The sequence below is a fragment of the Stenotrophomonas sp. CS3K5 genome (genome assembly GCF_059515225.1).
On record NZ_JCAKRX010000001.1, the window covers coordinates 456879 to 470191 of the forward strand.

The 13313-nt window shown below is 66.2% G+C and carries 14 protein-coding genes, 6 tRNA genes and 1 other RNA gene; 5 read left to right on the forward strand and 16 right to left on the reverse strand.

Features of this window, described 5'->3' with window-relative positions; all coding sequences use genetic code 11:
- Positions 1–357: 357 nt before the first annotated feature.
- Complete coding sequence (locus tag AC5YGJ_RS02075) at positions 358–675, reverse strand: DMT family transporter (RefSeq protein ID WP_107230015.1); 318 nt, start codon at positions 673–675, stop codon at positions 358–360.
- Between the two features lie 300 nt (positions 676–975).
- Here AC5YGJ_RS02075 and ffs point away from each other — a divergent pair.
- Positions 976–1066, forward strand: an RNA gene (gene ffs, locus AC5YGJ_RS02080) — signal recognition particle sRNA small type.
- A gap of 83 nt (positions 1067–1149) precedes the next feature.
- On the opposite strand, the gene AC5YGJ_RS02085 is transcribed toward ffs, so the two are convergent.
- The 3 genes from AC5YGJ_RS02085 to AC5YGJ_RS02095 are packed head-to-tail and all read right to left on the reverse strand — an operon-like array spanning position 1150 to position 3052.
- Entirely contained in the window at positions 1150–1539 is a 390-nt protein-coding gene (locus tag AC5YGJ_RS02085; protein ID WP_496185577.1) for a nuclear transport factor 2 family protein, read from the reverse strand.
- Positions 1536–2303, reverse strand: coding sequence for an MBL fold metallo-hydrolase (locus AC5YGJ_RS02090; RefSeq protein WP_496185578.1), 768 nt, complete (start codon positions 2301–2303; stop codon positions 1536–1538). The genes AC5YGJ_RS02085 and AC5YGJ_RS02090 overlap by 4 nt, the downstream gene beginning before the upstream one ends.
- Complete coding sequence (locus AC5YGJ_RS02095) at positions 2303–3052, reverse strand: 3-deoxy-D-manno-octulosonic acid kinase (protein WP_057496945.1); 750 nt, start codon at positions 3050–3052, stop codon at positions 2303–2305. The genes AC5YGJ_RS02090 and AC5YGJ_RS02095 overlap by 1 nt, the downstream gene beginning before the upstream one ends.
- Before the next feature lie 20 nt (positions 3053–3072).
- On the opposite strand from AC5YGJ_RS02095, the gene AC5YGJ_RS02100 reads away from it, so the two are divergent.
- Positions 3073–4119, forward strand: a complete 1047-nt coding sequence (locus AC5YGJ_RS02100) for a glycosyltransferase family 9 protein (RefSeq protein WP_496185579.1) — start codon at positions 3073–3075, stop codon at positions 4117–4119.
- 46 nt (positions 4120–4165) lie between these two features.
- On the opposite strand, the gene AC5YGJ_RS02105 is transcribed toward AC5YGJ_RS02100, so the two are convergent.
- Positions 4166–4570 carry a DUF6165 family protein gene (locus AC5YGJ_RS02105; protein ID WP_496185580.1) on the reverse strand — a complete coding sequence of 135 codons (405 nt, stop codon included), beginning with the start codon at positions 4568–4570 and terminating at the stop codon, positions 4166–4168.
- Positions 4571–5059: 489 nt separating this feature from the next.
- A tRNA-Ser gene (locus tag AC5YGJ_RS02110) sits at positions 5060–5150 on the reverse strand.
- A 166-nt stretch (positions 5151–5316) separates the two neighbouring features.
- Here AC5YGJ_RS02110 and AC5YGJ_RS02115 point away from each other — a divergent pair.
- Positions 5317–6021, forward strand: a complete 705-nt coding sequence (locus tag AC5YGJ_RS02115) for a PP2C family protein-serine/threonine phosphatase (RefSeq protein WP_107230011.1) — start codon at positions 5317–5319, stop codon at positions 6019–6021.
- A gap of 91 nt (positions 6022–6112) precedes the next feature.
- Here AC5YGJ_RS02115 and dnaQ read toward each other — a convergent pair whose 3' ends face one another.
- From dnaQ to AC5YGJ_RS02130, 3 genes are read right to left on the reverse strand one after another with little or no spacing between them, the layout of a single operon-like run.
- Complete coding sequence (gene dnaQ, locus AC5YGJ_RS02120; RefSeq protein ID WP_249844875.1) at positions 6113–6844, reverse strand: DNA polymerase III subunit epsilon; 732 nt, start codon at positions 6842–6844, stop codon at positions 6113–6115.
- A gap of 4 nt (positions 6845–6848) precedes the next feature.
- A complete protein-coding gene (gene rnhA, locus AC5YGJ_RS02125; protein ID WP_014036151.1) occupies positions 6849–7301 on the reverse strand; it encodes a ribonuclease HI in 453 nt (150 codons plus the stop codon).
- 13 nt (positions 7302–7314) lie between these two features.
- The gene (locus AC5YGJ_RS02130; protein WP_496185581.1) at positions 7315–7959 is read right to left on the reverse strand and encodes a methyltransferase domain-containing protein; all 645 of its coding nucleotides are present in this window, start codon (positions 7957–7959) and stop codon (positions 7315–7317) included.
- Positions 7960–7970: 11 nt separating this feature from the next.
- On the opposite strand from AC5YGJ_RS02130, the gene gloB reads away from it, so the two are divergent.
- Together gloB and AC5YGJ_RS02140 are read left to right on the forward strand one after the other, a co-directional pair.
- Positions 7971–8735: a hydroxyacylglutathione hydrolase gene (gloB, locus tag AC5YGJ_RS02135; protein WP_496185582.1), complete on the forward strand. Its 765-nt coding sequence runs from the start codon at positions 7971–7973 to the stop codon at positions 8733–8735.
- On the forward strand, positions 8732–9931 hold the full coding sequence (locus AC5YGJ_RS02140) for a lytic transglycosylase domain-containing protein (RefSeq protein ID WP_107230007.1): 1200 nt from the start codon (positions 8732–8734) through the stop codon (positions 9929–9931). The genes gloB and AC5YGJ_RS02140 overlap by 4 nt, the downstream gene beginning before the upstream one ends.
- 221 nt (positions 9932–10152) lie before the next feature.
- Here the strand turns inward: AC5YGJ_RS02140 and AC5YGJ_RS02145 are convergent, their stop codons facing one another.
- The 7 genes from AC5YGJ_RS02145 to AC5YGJ_RS02175 form a co-directional block, all read right to left on the reverse strand.
- Positions 10153–12108 (reverse strand): peptidyl-prolyl cis-trans isomerase, encoded by a 1956-nt coding sequence (locus AC5YGJ_RS02145; protein WP_249844878.1) that lies wholly within the window; start codon positions 12106–12108, stop codon positions 10153–10155.
- Between the two features lie 147 nt (positions 12109–12255).
- Positions 12256–12332: transfer RNA gene (locus AC5YGJ_RS02150), tRNA-Asp, on the reverse strand.
- 106 nt (positions 12333–12438) lie between these two features.
- Positions 12439–12515: transfer RNA gene (locus AC5YGJ_RS02155), tRNA-Asp, on the reverse strand.
- An 87-nt stretch (positions 12516–12602) separates the two neighbouring features.
- Positions 12603–12679 (reverse strand) — tRNA-Asp (locus AC5YGJ_RS02160).
- An 83-nt stretch (positions 12680–12762) separates the two neighbouring features.
- Positions 12763–12839: transfer RNA gene (locus AC5YGJ_RS02165), tRNA-Asp, on the reverse strand.
- 26 nt (positions 12840–12865) lie between these two features.
- Positions 12866–12940, reverse strand: a tRNA-Val gene (locus AC5YGJ_RS02170).
- Positions 12941–12951: 11 nt separating this feature from the next.
- Entirely contained in the window at positions 12952–13224 is a 273-nt protein-coding gene (locus tag AC5YGJ_RS02175) for an HU family DNA-binding protein (RefSeq protein WP_004146343.1), read from the reverse strand.
- Positions 13225–13313 lie beyond the last annotated feature (89 nt).

A 13313-nucleotide genomic window follows, 5' to 3' on the forward strand; every position in this document is an offset into this window, starting at 1 on the left:
TCCATGAAAAGACCGGATGGCACTGCGGGCAGTTTTTTTGAAGACGATGCGGCCCATCCCGGTTCCCGCTGCGGAAACAAGGCCTGGCGCATTAACTTCGGAAAATCTTCACATCTTCACGCGGGCGCGCATCGAGAGCGGCGCTCCAGCGTATCCATCGGCTCGGAAACTCCCCGATTCCGCGCGACGAATGGCGGCACTGTGCGACCGATGCCGCCAGTGCCGCGTGAATCACCCAACGAAATTTCATGACGCGCGTCAAATAAAACGGGCGGGTAAATCTATTTTGCCGAAAATGCACATTGCATATTCACAGCAGGCAGACCCTGCCCTGCATAATCCAGCCGGGATTAACCCTCAGCTGCTGGAGAGTTTCATCAGGACCAGGCCGGAAACGATAAGCACCGCCGCACCAATCCGCATCGGGCTGACCTGTTCGCCGAGGAAAACGATGCCGACCACGAATGCGCCGACCGCACCAATGCCGGTCCAGATCGTGTAGGCGGTCCCCAGCGGCAGGCTGCGCATGGCCACCGCCAACAGCCAGAAGCTGGCGATCATGCCGATGATGGTAACCACGGTGGGGGTGAGCTTGCTGAAGCCTTCGGACTGCTTCATGGACACGGCCCAGACGATTTCCAGCAGGCCGGCGAACAACAGATAGATCCAGGCCATGACGGCCCTCCTCTTGGTAGGGCCAGGCCGTCCTGGTCTTTGATTCCCGATGTGGGGGAGGTCGTTCCTCCTGGCCGGCATTCTAGCAACGGGGAACCGCCACGGCCGGCGTGGCCGGGAACGGGTTACAGCCGATTCAGTGCGTGAAGCTGGCGTCGGTGCGTGCGCGTGCGGTAGAATGCGCGTCTGCCATCGGCCAGCCGATGCGCAGTCCGGCTGTGGTCTCCGGCGCAACCCGCGCTGCTTCCCCTGATCCGTGAACTGGCCGCCCACCGGGCGGCCAACGTCTCTATGGTGGCCCCGTCGGCCCCTCGCGACGCTAGGTCGAAAACCCCGCCAGGGCCGGAAGGCAGCAACGGTATCGATCGACGCGGGCGCCGAGGCCAGCCGGCGGGGCCACCGCCTTTTCCGGCCACGCCCGGCCCGGGTAGCTGCCAACCTTGGTTGGCGCCCCTCGCCGGGCATGCCCCGGCGCTACCGTGCCTCCGGCGTGCCCTGGTGGAACACCACCCGCCCCCCCTGCGCGTGCCGGCGCCACAGCGAACTGCGCAGCACCCAGCGCTGCGCCTGCCCATCGACGTGATAGCGGCTGCGGTAGCGCACCTGTGCCAGGCCATCGGCCAACAGCCGCACTGCGTACCGATCCGACTCGATGAGTACCTGCGCCCGCGCCAGCGGGATCTCCGCCAGCGCGGCCGCACGGCCATAACACTGCCCGGAACTGCCGATCTCGCTGAAATCCTCGTCCAGCAATGCAGCCAGGCGCTCACTGTCGGCGCGCACCTGCGGTGCATGCAGCGCGCGCTCCAGCGCCTCCAGTTCAGCGGCCAGCGCCGCGTCGGCGGGCTGGCCGGTGCCGCTCACGGCGGATCCTGCACCGACACGTGCGGCGCCGTCGGGCTGGCCAGCGGCACGCACTGCCCCGGCTGCGCGACACGGTGCCCGCGCGCGGCCAGCGCCGCACCATCGGCCACGCTGGCGTAGTGGTACAGCATCATCCGCGCCTGTAGTTCAGCGCTGTACTCACGCTCCAGGTCATCCACGCCGGTGTGCGACGGGTTGCCGTGCAGGCCGCAGTCGTGGGCGACCAGTTCGTTGTCGCTGGCGAAGCGGGCCAGCATCTCCGGAATCGGCCGGGTATCGCCACTCCAGGTCAGCGCGCCCTGCAGGCGCAGGCCATAGGCCGTTTCCGGCCAGTGGTGGCGCACCGGGAACACCTCCAGGCGCACCCCCTCGTGCCAGAACGCATCGCCCACCACGATCAGCTGGAACGCGTCCCAGAAGTTGGCACCGCCCTCGGCCAGCACGTTCGGGTAGTCACCGATGCGCTTGTGCAGCAGCGGCACCACCGTGGCCGGCACATACAGGCGCACCTTGCCACGCCGCTGCGCACTGAAGAAGGTATCGACGAACAGCCGCTCGAAGCCGGCCACGTGGTCCAGATGCACATGGGTGACGAACAGCGCCTGCGGCATGTGCCCGTAGTGCGCCTTGAAGGCGGTCAGGCCTTCGCCGCCACAATCGATGGTCAGCCAGGGCCGGCCATCGCGTTCGATCACCGACATCGGCGAACCCAGCTCGACCGCCGACGCATTGCCGACGCCGAGGAAACGCAACGACCAGTCCATCAGGTGCCCCGGTTCCAGGCCATGTCATAGGCGCGGCGCAGCCGCGCGTAGTCCTTCTGCACGTCTTCCACGCTGCGTTCACCGCGCAGCTTGATCAGCGAGCGCAGCAGGCGCTTGAGATTGCGTTCGCGCCAGGCGGTGGCCGGAATACGGATGACGCCACGGTCGAAGTCGATCAGCCAGCCGTGGCCGTTGCCATCGAACAGGATGTTGTGCGCGTTGAGGTCGGCATGGTCCAGCCCGGCACGATGGAAGCGGGCGATCAGCCGACCGGTCTCCTCCCACGGCGCGCCGCGGCCGGCCACCAGTGCACGGTCGGCCAGCGAGCGCACGCCCTCGATCCGCTCCATCAGGATCGCAGCCCGGTAGCGCAGGCCCTCGCGCATGTAGAACGCGGCGATCGGCCGGGGCACGGGCAGCTTCTTTTCGCGCAGCGCGCGCATCAGCCGGAATTCGGCGAAGCTGCGGGTCCGGTCCGAGCCGCGCCACAGGTACTGGTCATGGCTGAGCTTGGCGGCCAGGCCGCCCCGCAGGTAGTGCCGCAGCACGCTGGCGCCGAACGGCGCATCGACGAACCAGGCACTGCCACGGCCACCCTCGCCCACCGGCCGGGCTCTGCTGCCCCAGTGCTGTGGCGAGAACAGGCCGATCTCGGCTTGCCGCAGCCGCTCGCGGTCGAACAGAATGGCCCCGATGCCGCGACCCTCGCGGCATGGCGTCAGCGCTTCATTGGCGTCGAATGCGACCATTTCATTGAGTCTAACAACACATGGCATCAGCGTCCTCATCCTTGTGCCTCCTGCGCCTGTCCGCACTCGGCGATGTCACCCATGTCGTGCCCTTGGTGCGCACCCTGCAGGCCGCGCGCCCGGATACGCCGATCCATTGGATCATCGACAAGGCCGGCCACAAGCTGCTCGATGGCGTGCCGGGCGTCACCTTCCACGCCTACGACAAGAAGAGCGGCATGGCCGGCGTCAAGGAACTGCGCAAGCAGCTGCCACCGGGGCGGTTTGAAGCGTTGCTGCAGATGCAGGTCGCATTCCGCGCCAATCTGCTGTCGGCCTTCATTCCGGCCGATCGCCGCATCGGCTACGACCGCAGCCGCTCCAAGGACCTGCACGGGCTCTTCATCAACGAACGCATTCCCGACCGCCCGGGCATCCACGTACTGGATGCGATCGGCAGCTTCTGCGAACCGTTGGGCCTGCGCCAGACCGAGGTCAGCTGGGATCTGGCGGTACCGCCGTCCGCCCATGAGTGGGCTGCCGCGCAGTGGCAGGACGACGGTCGCCCGGTGCTGATGATTTCGCCGTGTTCCAGCCACGTGCGCCGCAACTGGTACGCCGACCGCTATGCCGCCGTGGCCATCCATGCCGCACAGCGCGGCTGGCAGGTCGTGCTGTGCGGTGGCCGCAGCGAGCTGGAGCGCAGCATGGCCGATGCCATCCAGGCGCAGCTGCCTGTACCGGCACTGGATCTGGTCGGCAAGGACACGCTCAAGCAGCTGCCTGCCCTGTTGGCCCGCGCCAACCTGGTGATGACCCCGGACTCGGGCCCGATGCATATCGCCAACGCGATGGGCACCAAGGTGCTGGGCCTGCATGCGGCCAGCAATCCGCACCGCAGCGGCCCCTACTCGGACCGCCGCTACTGCGTGGACCGCTATGACGATGCTGCGCGCAAGTACCTCGGCAAGCAGGCGGCCGACCTGAAGTGGGGCACCAAGATCGAGTTCGACGAGGTCATGGAACTGATCACCGTCGAGGACGGCATCGCCGCCTTCGAACGCTACGTGGCGGACCACCTCACCTGAGTCGATGGATCATCGGTAGCGCCGGGCCACGCCCGGCGGGTCTACCTCACCCGCGCTGCGCGTAATCCTGGTAGGACTTCTCTTCCACATAGGCCGAACCCAGCGCCAGGTTGATCGCCTTCTTGATCCGTGCGCGCTCGTCATTGCGCAGGTAGACGCTGCGCGCCAGGTCGATGAAACCCTGGTCGAACGCCTGCGCCTTTTCCTTCAGGCGGATATCGTCCTCGATGTCCCACAGCTGCTCGTTGACCGTCTTCAGCTCGGCACGCAGCCGGGCGATGTCTTTCACCGCCGCCGGGTGCGCCATCCAGGTCTGGTCGAGTGCCGACAGCTCCTTGCGCACGTTGGCCAGCTTGCCCTTGTCACTGATGCGCTCGGACTTGATCTGCAGGATCGAGATCTTGTCCAGCAGCTCGCCGAAAGAAACGGGAACGAGGATTTCAGCGGTCATGGGGAAGGCTCCAGCAGATGATGCAGGCAGTTTAACCTGCGGCCCGCAATGGGATGGGTGGATCCACGCATGGCGTGGTTCTACTGATGCATCTGGAGGAACAAGCCCCTCTGTTGAGGGGCCGCCCCGACAGGGGCGGGGGGAGGCAGGCGAAGGGAGGGGTCCACGCGTTGCGCAGCAACGTGTGGGGCGACGCGCAAAGCGCGTCGCGTCCCGCGCCAGATAAAGAAAAAGGGCTGCGTTTCGGCAGCCCTTTTTCTTTATCTGGCGGAGAGGGGGGATTGTCGGGTGCATCCATGCACCCGACCCTTCCGCGCCGCGCGCTCCAGGGCCAGCCTACGGCTGTCCGGTTCTGCTCCTGCAGAACCGTCGAACCCCGTCGGGGGTTCTCCCCCCCGCATCAGAGGTGTCGATCACTACAACCACCACCTGCATCTCCCGAACGTTGGCCAAGAAAAAAGCCGCCCACAGGGCGGCTTTTTCTTTATCTGGCGGAGAGGGGGGGATTCGAACCCCCGAGGCGCTATAAACGCCTGCCTGATTTCGAGTCAGGTACATTCAACCACTCTGCCACCTCTCCGGGTGGTCCCCGGCGGACCGGGGACGCGCATCATACGAGGAAGTGAGGCCGGCGACAAGTCATTCCAGCCAATGAAGTGAAAATTTCCTCGGCGCATGCCTTGCCGGATGCCGGCGGCCCCCCGATGATGCCTGTCTCCCCCGCAATACCCCGCCCACGACCCACCATGATCGAATTCGGACACCTCACCCACCCCGGCCTGCGCCGCGAGCTCAACGAGGACACCTACTACGGTGACAGCGAGCTGGCCCTGTGGCTGGTGGCCGACGGCATGGGCGGTCACGCCTGCGGCGAAGTAGCCAGCGCGCTGGCTCGCGAGACCATCGTCCGCGAAGTGCGGCGCGGTGCACCGCTGGTGCAGGCCATCCGCACCGCCGATGAAGAGATCATCCGCACCTCGCGCCGGCGCAATGACACGCTGCCGATGGGCACCACCGTGGTCGCCGCACGCGTGCAGGGCAATCGTTATGAAGTGGCCTGGGTTGGCGACAGCCGTGCCTACCTGTGGCGCGACGGCCAGCTGGCCCAGCTCAGCCAGGACCACAGCGTGGTGCAGGAGCTGGTCGCGCAGGGCAACCTGACCGCCGAACAGGCGCGTGCACATCCGCACCGCAACGTGGTCACCCAGGCACTGGGTGTGACCGATCCGGCGCATCTGAATGTGGCCACCACCAGCGGTGAGCTGCGCCCGGGCATGCAGCTGCTGCTGTGCAGTGACGGCCTCACCGAAGAGGTGGATGACCGTGGCATCGCACGCACCCTGGCCTTCGACGATGCCAGCGCGCAGGAATGCGTGGACACCCTGGTGGCGGCCGCACTCGATGGCGGCGGCCGCGACAACATCAGCGTGATCCTGGTGCGCTGCCACTGACTCACGGTAGTGCCGGCCGCTGGCCGGCTCATCGGGAAACCTCGTATCACGCAGCTGCCGGCCAGCGGCCGGCACTACCCCATCCCAGGCATTACGCGCTGGCGGGCTCTTCCACCTTCGGGCCATCCCACAGGGCGTGGCCGGCCTTCTTGCGCAGTCGCTCCAGCCGCGCGGTGTGCGCTTCCAATTCCGACGGCGTAGCCACCACGCGCGGGCGCGGCAGCAGTTTGCTGGTGTCGAAGGCGTGCAGCGCCGCACCGGCACCACCGCCCTCGTCATCGCCCAGGCCGAAGCCGATCTCTTCCTGGCCCGAGGTCAGCGCGATATAGACATCGCCCAGGATCTGCGCATCGAGCAGGCCGCCGTGCAGCGCACGGTGCGAGTTGTCCACGCCCAGCCGCTTGCACAGTGCATCCAGGGAATTGCGCTGGCCGGGGAAGCGCTCGCGTGCCATCACCAGCGTATCGATCACCGTGCAGCGGTCGGTGATCTTCCCGTACTGCGGGCCCAGCAACGAAAGTTCGTTGTCGAGGAAGCCCAGGTCGAACGCCGCGTTGTGGATGATCAGTTCGGCACCATCGATGAACGCCAGGAACTCATCGGCGATCTGCGCGAAGTCCGGCTTGTCATCCAGGAACTCCAGGGTCAGGCCGGTGACTTCCTGCGCGCCCTGTTCGAACTCACAGTCCGGCTTGATGTACTGGTGATAGTTGTTGCCGGTCGGGCGGCGCTTGAACAGCTCCACGCAGCCGATTTCGACGATGCGGTTGCCCTTCTTCCATTCCAGGCCGGTGGTTTCGGTATCGAGGATGATCTGACGCATGGGCTCAGTTTACCGGGCTGGAATCGCGGATCTGGATCGCCGCGTTGCGGGCCAGGGTATCCACCCGTTCATTGTCCGGGTCACCGGAGTGGCCCTTCACCCAGCGCCAGTCGATCTGGTGCCGCAGCGTGGCCGCATGCAGGCGCTCCCACAGCTCGCGGTTCTTCACCGGATCGCCGCCGGCGGTCTTCCAGTTCTTGCGGATCCAGCCGGGCATCCACTGGGTCAGGCCCTGTCGCACATACTGCGAATCGGTGTAGAGCACGATGTTGCACGGCTCGGTCAGCGTCTCCAACCCGGAGATCGCCGCCATCAGCTCCATCCGGTTGTTGGTGGTGTGCGCTTCGCCGCCGCTCAGTTCGCGCTCATGGCCCTTGTAACGCAGCAACGCAGCCCAGCCGCCCGGGCCGGGATTGCCAAGGCAGGAACCGTCGGTGTGGATTTCAATGGTTTTCAATACAACTCCAGGATCAGGTAGCAACGGTGCCGTGCCAGCGCACCGGCAACGGTTTCGGCCCGGGCAGGGCCAGCGTGCGTTTTTCCGCATGGAACAGGCAGGCGGCGCGCAGTGGCGCCCAGCCACCGGCTCGGCGGCTGCCGGCGCCGCGCCAGAGCGGGCCGAGGTAACGCATATCGTCGCACTCCAGGCCATGGCGGCCGAGAAGCAGGCGGATCCGCTGCGGCGTGCGCACCACCAGTCCATGCTGGCGCCAGCGCGTGCGGTAGGGGCTGAACGGATTGAGGCTGCTCAACCACAGGTGCCCACCCGGCATCAGCACGCGTTCGCACTCGTCCAGCAGCCGGTCCGCATCGGCGGCGGTGACATGCTGCAGCACGATGGCATTGACGCTCTCGTTGGCCAGCGGCAACGGCAGCGCGCAGCGGGTATCGCCGGCATAGCCGCCCCCCTGCCGGTACAGGCGCAGGCCGCGCCCGCCCAGTGCTGCGTCGCCCAGCCAGGCCGCACTCGGCGCGATCCACAACCAGGGCTGCGCAGGCAGCGCCGACAGCTGTGGCAACAGCAACTGTCGTTCCAGAACGCGCAGGGCCGCCGCCGGTTCGCTGTCGAACCACGGGGTCTGGCTCGCTTGACGGGTGCTCTGCAGCGCGGGCATGGTCCAATTCTATGCGACTGACTGCCCTGCCCGCATTTGCGGACAACTACATCTGGACACTGAGCGGCGACGACGGCGCGGCCGTGGTCGTCGACCCTGGCGATGCCGCCCCGGTGCTCGCACTGGCCGATCAGGGCCTGCGCGTGGACACGATCCTGCTCACCCACCACCACGACGATCACATCGGCGGCGTGCCCGCGTTGCAGGCCCGTTTTCCCGGCGTGCGGGTGGTGGCTCCCGTGGAAGAGCGCATCGCCAGCGCGACCGAGCGGGTCGGCGAAGGTGAACGCGTTCAGGCATTGGGGCAGATGTTCCACGTACTATCCGTGCCCGGGCATACCCGCAGCCACATCGCGTTTCACACTGCTGAACATCTTTTCAGCGGAGATTCGTTGTTCAGCCTGGGCTGTGGACGCCTGTTCGAAGGTACGCCGTCCCAGCTGCTGGCATCGATGCGCAAGCTGGGTACCTTGCCCGCGCAACTGCTGCTTTGTTGCGCCCACGAGTACACCGTGTCAAATGCCGTCTTCGCGCGGCATGTCGACCCCGCCAACGCTGCCCTGTGGCAGCGCCAAGAGGAGGCTTTGGCCATGCGCCGCGATGACCGTTCCACCCTGCCGGTAACCCTGGCCAAGGAATTTGACTGCAATCCCTTCCTGCGTGTGCACACCGCGCCGATCCGTGCGTCGGTGTCGGCACACCTGGGCCGTGACGTCGTGGACGACGTCGACGTGATGGCCGGTCTCCGGCACTGGAAAGACGGCTTCCGCGCATGATGCGCCGAAGTCTGACGCTGGCCTTGGGGCTCGCCCTGGGGTTGGCCGGGAACGCGGGCGCGCAGTCGCTGGGCGCCGGCATCAGCCAGAACCTGACCGCCGCTGCTGCCCTGCCGCTGGATCCGGCAGCGTTGCCGGCACCATCGGTACGCAACGGCCAGGAGATCTTCACCAGCTTCCGCGACGGCCTGGCTGAGCCCAGCTGCGACGCCGAGGCCACCAGCCCGCGCTGGCAGAAGCAGTTCGCCCATGCGCCCTCGCGCCTGGCCAACCAGGATGACGATGCCCTGGTGTTGTTCGGCTATGTGGTCGAAGAGCTGCGCAAGGCCAGCCTGCCCACCGAGTTCGCCCTGATCCCGTTCGTGGAAAGCGGCTACCGGCCCAACGCCCGCAACGGCAGCGGCCCCACCGGCCTGTGGCAGTTCATCGCCACCACAGCACGCAACCACCGCGTACCGATGAGCAACGGCTACGATGGCCGCCTGTCGGCGGTGGATTCGACCCAGGCCGCGGTGCGTTACCTGAAGACCCTGCACGGCATGTTCGGTGGCGACTGGCGCCTGGCCACGATGGCCTACAACGCCGGTGAGTACCGCGTGCTGCAATCGCTGCGCAAGGCCGGCATGAACGCGCAGAACGCCAAGCCGTCCGCCCTGCCGGGCCTGTCGCCGGTCACCTATGCCTACGTCGAGAAGCTGCATGCCCTGGCCTGCGTGCTGGAAGACGTGGAAGACCAGCCGGGCGTAATGGCCTCGCTGGACCGCACCGTACCGGTGCTGAAGGACCACACCCTGCCGGCCGGTACCAGCGTGCAGCAGTGGGCCGCACAGCGCGCCCTGGACCCGGCCCGCATCACCCGCCTCAACCCGGCCCTGGCCGGCGGTGGCCGCGCCTCGGGCACCACCCGGGTGCTGGCGCCGGTCTCGGCCGCCAATGCGACGGTAACCGAGACGGCGACCGCGCTGGTCGCCAGCGCCGCACCGGTGGCTGCCGCAGCGCCCACGCCGCAGGCCGCCAAGACCGTTGCCGCGATCGCTGATCGTCCGCGCAGCCGCCGCCACACCGTCCGCGATGGTGAGTCGGCCTGGACCATCGCACGCCGCTACGGCATGCCGGTGAAGGCCCTGCTGTCGCTGAACGGCCTGAGCGGCAGCAGCGTGCTGAAGCCGGGCGCGGTGCTGCGCGTCGAAGACTGACGCGCCCGCCAGGCACTCTCTGTAGAGCCGAGCCCACGCTCGGCTTTTTTCTTGCCCTCGAAACACCGCCCCGTAGAGTCGAGCTTGCTCGACTGCTTCTGTGTACCCAGCCGAGCAAGCTCGACGCTACAGAACGTGGCCGAGCAGGCTCCACGCTTACGCACACCCACAAAAAAGGCCCGGCAATGCCGGGCCTTTTCCGTTCACCGATGGCGCGACGCTTACAGGTTCGCTTCGGTGGTCTGGATCACGAACTTCTTGCGCATCGTCTCGATGTAGCCCTTCGCAGCAGCCATGCCGTCGATCTGGCTCAGCTGGTCCTTCAGCTGCTTCTGCTGCTCGGCGGTCACTTCCTTGATGTCGCCCGGGTTGACCTTGTTCACCGCAAACAGCAGCGCGTGGCCGTTGACATCCACCTTGCCGTAGCTCGGCTTGCCTTCGGCCGGCACCGGCGCGCTGAAGATGGCGCGGTTGATTTCCGGGGTCGGCACCGGCTGGCTGCGCGGCAGGCCCGGCATCGGGCTCAGCTGCAGCTTCTCGCTGGCCGCCAGCGACTGAAGGGTGGCCCCACCCTTCAGCTTGGCCAGGATGGCATCGGCGGCCTTGTCGCTGGCCTGGCGCTGGCGGTCGGCACGGATCGCGGCGATCACCTGCTCACGCGCCTTGTCCAGTGGCAGCGCCTGTTCCGGGGTGTGCGCGGCCACGCGGATCACCACGCTGTGGTTGGTGGCACCGCCCAGGGCGATCGGATCGCTGGCGGTACCGTCCTGCACCAGCACGTCGGAGAATGCAGCACGCAGCACGGCCGGATCGGCGGCAATACCGCTGGCGGTGGCACGGGTGATCGGACCCAGGGTCTGCAGCGGCAGGTTCACTTCCTTGGCCGCCGCCGCCAGATCGCTCGGGCTCTTGTTGATGGCATCGACCAGACGGCCGGCCAGATCGTTGAAGCCACGTTCGCCATCGGCCTTGAGCTGCTCGGCGGCCAGCGTGTCACGCACTTCCTCGAACGACTTGCCCTGGCCGCCACGCACCGCGGCAACCTTGATGATGTGATAGCCGAAATCGGTCTTGACCGGGCCAATCACCTCGCCCGCCTTGGCCGCGAACAGGGCGTCTTCGAACGGCTTGACCATCGCGCCACGCTCGACCCAGCCCAGGTCACCGCCCTGCGCCTTCGAACCCGGATCTTCCGAATTGGCCCTGGCCAATGCAGCGAAGTCGGCACCGGCCGCCTTGGCTTCGGCCGCGAGCTTGTTGGCCTTGGCTTCGGCACCGTCACCGGTGATCAGGATGTGCGAGGCCTGGCGCTGCTCCGGCGAGGTGAACTTCGCCTTCTCTTCCTCATAGCGCTTGCGCAGGGTTGCTTCATCGGCCGGGGTCGGTGCCGGCAGGTTGCCACCGTTGATCTCGACATACTCCAGCGAGACGGTTTCGGCCTGGCGGAAATCCTTGCCATGGCTGTCATACCACTGCTTGATCTGTGCATCGGTGACCGGCGCGGTATCGGCCGGCACTTCCGGCAGCGCGGCCAGTTCAACGTCGCGGGTCTCGCCCAGCAGCTTCAGCAGGCGCTCGGTTTCGGCCTGGGTGACGAAGCCGGAGTTCTGCAGGCCGGCCGGGATCACCGACTGCTGCAGGCTCTCGCGCACCAGCTCCTGGAACTGGGTCGGCGTACGCGGCGGATTGCCGCCGGCCAGCGCCAGGCGGTAGTTGTTCTCGTTGAACTTGCCGTTCGCATCGAGGAAGGCCGGCATCGTGGCGATGTACTCGCGCACCGCGCCATCACCGATCACCACGCCGGCCTGCTCGCCGACCAGGCGCACCACCTGCTCGTCGATCAGCTGGTCGAGCACGGCCAGCTTGTTCTGGGTGCTTTCGAACGCGCGCGGGTCGAAGTTCTCGCCCTGCTGCTGGCGCTCACGCATGCGCTCCTGCTCGAAGCGGGTGCGGAAATCCTGCGCACTGATCTCATGGTGCTGCCACAGCATGCGCACCGGCCACCACGACGGTGCCGAACGCCACCAGGTCGGCGGCGCGGAAACCTTGGCCACGTTCTGTGCGCCAACGCCACCGAGGTAGCTGTTGTCGATCACGAACAGGAACGGAATCATCAGCAGCCCCAGGATCACGGTGACGATCCAGCCTGAGGTCTTGTCGCGGAGTTTCTGCAGCATGGTGAGGAATCACAAGGCCTGATTGGCGAGCCCGGCAGTGTAACCCGCTTCGTGGCAGGGACCAAAAGCAGCACCGGCGTGGGCTGCGCACCGCTTCGCGATGGCACAAAGAAAAAGCCCCCGGCTTGCGCCGAGGGCTTTTAGAGTTGGCGGAGCGGACGGGACTCGAACCCGCGACCTCCGGCGTGACAGGCCAGCATTCTAACCAGCTGAACTACCGCTCCGCGCTGAAACTTTGCAGGCGCCCAGTATATCCGAAGACTCCCTGGAAACCCAGCCCGGTGAACACTTTTTTCAAAGTTTTTTCACAGGGACTTAAGAATTCTGCAATGGCGGAGCGGACGGGACTCGAACCCGCGACCTCCGGCGTGACAGGCCAGCATTCTAACCAGCTGAACTACCGCTCCGTTCTTGCAAAAACCTTTTCGCCTTCCTCCCGAACCTTCCGGGGAGAAGACAAGGCCCCCAGCATTGAACCGGGGGCCTCGATGTAGTGGCGGAGCGGACGGGACTCGAACCCGCGACCTCCGGCGTGACAGGCCAGCATTCTAACCAGCTGAACTACCGCTCCGCGTTGTTGCTGCTTTTGTTTCCTGCCGGCCTGGACCGGGGAGAAAACAAAGCCTCCAGCTTTTGGCCGGAGGCCTCGTTGAATGGCGGAGCGGACGGGACTCGAACCCGCGACCTCCGGCGTGACAGGCCAGCATTCTAACCAGCTGAACTACCGCTCCACACTCAAACTTTTACCGCGGTGCTGTGGTGGGTGCTGAGGGTTTCGAACCCCCGACCCTCTCCGTGTAAAGGAGACGCTCTACCGCTGAGCTAAGCACCCCAGCGAGCCGCTTAGTTTACAGCATCCTTCAGGGCCTTACCAGCCTTGAACGACGGATTCTTCGAAGCAGCGATCTTGATGGTGTCGCCGGTCTTCGGGTTGCGGCCGGTGCGGGCAGCACGGTCGCGGACCTGGAAGGTACCGAAGCCAACCAGGGTGACCGCATCGCCGTCCTTCAGCGCCTTGGTGACGGCAGCAACGACGGCATCGACAGCGCGGCTGGACTCGGCCTTGGTCAGGTCGGCAGCTTCAGCAACGGCATCGATCAATTCGGTCTTGTTCATTCTCTACAACTCCTTTGGCGGTGGGTTCCGCTTATTCGACAGGGAAGCAACCGCATGCGTTCTGCATGCGGCCGCCATGTGGAAACGGT

What these genes read in the sequence shown, in the direction of transcription:
- dnaQ (WP_249844875.1), bottom strand. Translation starts at nt 6,844, where the DNA reads ATGCGTCAGATCATCCTCGATACCGAAACCACCGGCCTGGAATGGAAG.
- AC5YGJ_RS02090 (WP_496185578.1), bottom strand. Translation starts at nt 2,303, where the DNA reads ATGGACTGGTCGTTGCGTTTCCTCGGCGTCGGCAATGCGTCGGCGGTC.
- gloB (WP_496185582.1), top strand. Translation starts at nt 7,971, where the DNA reads ATGCGACTGACTGCCCTGCCCGCATTTGCGGACAACTACATCTGGACA.
- AC5YGJ_RS02130 (WP_496185581.1), bottom strand. Translation starts at nt 7,959, where the DNA reads ATGCCCGCGCTGCAGAGCACCCGTCAAGCGAGCCAGACCCCGTGGTTC.
- AC5YGJ_RS02175 (WP_004146343.1), bottom strand. Translation starts at nt 13,224, where the DNA reads ATGAACAAGACCGAATTGATCGATGCCGTTGCTGAAGCTGCCGACCTG.
- AC5YGJ_RS02105 (WP_496185580.1), bottom strand. Translation starts at nt 4,570, where the DNA reads ATGACCGCTGAAATCCTCGTTCCCGTTTCTTTCGGCGAGCTGCTGGAC.
- AC5YGJ_RS02145 (WP_249844878.1), bottom strand. Translation starts at nt 12,108, where the DNA reads ATGCTGCAGAAACTCCGCGACAAGACCTCAGGCTGGATCGTCACCGTG.
- AC5YGJ_RS02100 (WP_496185579.1), top strand. Translation starts at nt 3,073, where the DNA reads ATGGCATCAGCGTCCTCATCCTTGTGCCTCCTGCGCCTGTCCGCACTC.
- AC5YGJ_RS02095 (WP_057496945.1), bottom strand. Translation starts at nt 3,052, where the DNA reads ATGGTCGCATTCGACGCCAATGAAGCGCTGACGCCATGCCGCGAGGGT.
- AC5YGJ_RS02075 (WP_107230015.1), bottom strand. Translation starts at nt 675, where the DNA reads ATGGCCTGGATCTATCTGTTGTTCGCCGGCCTGCTGGAAATCGTCTGG.
- AC5YGJ_RS02140 (WP_107230007.1), top strand. Translation starts at nt 8,732, where the DNA reads ATGATGCGCCGAAGTCTGACGCTGGCCTTGGGGCTCGCCCTGGGGTTG.
- AC5YGJ_RS02115 (WP_107230011.1), top strand. Translation starts at nt 5,317, where the DNA reads ATGATCGAATTCGGACACCTCACCCACCCCGGCCTGCGCCGCGAGCTC.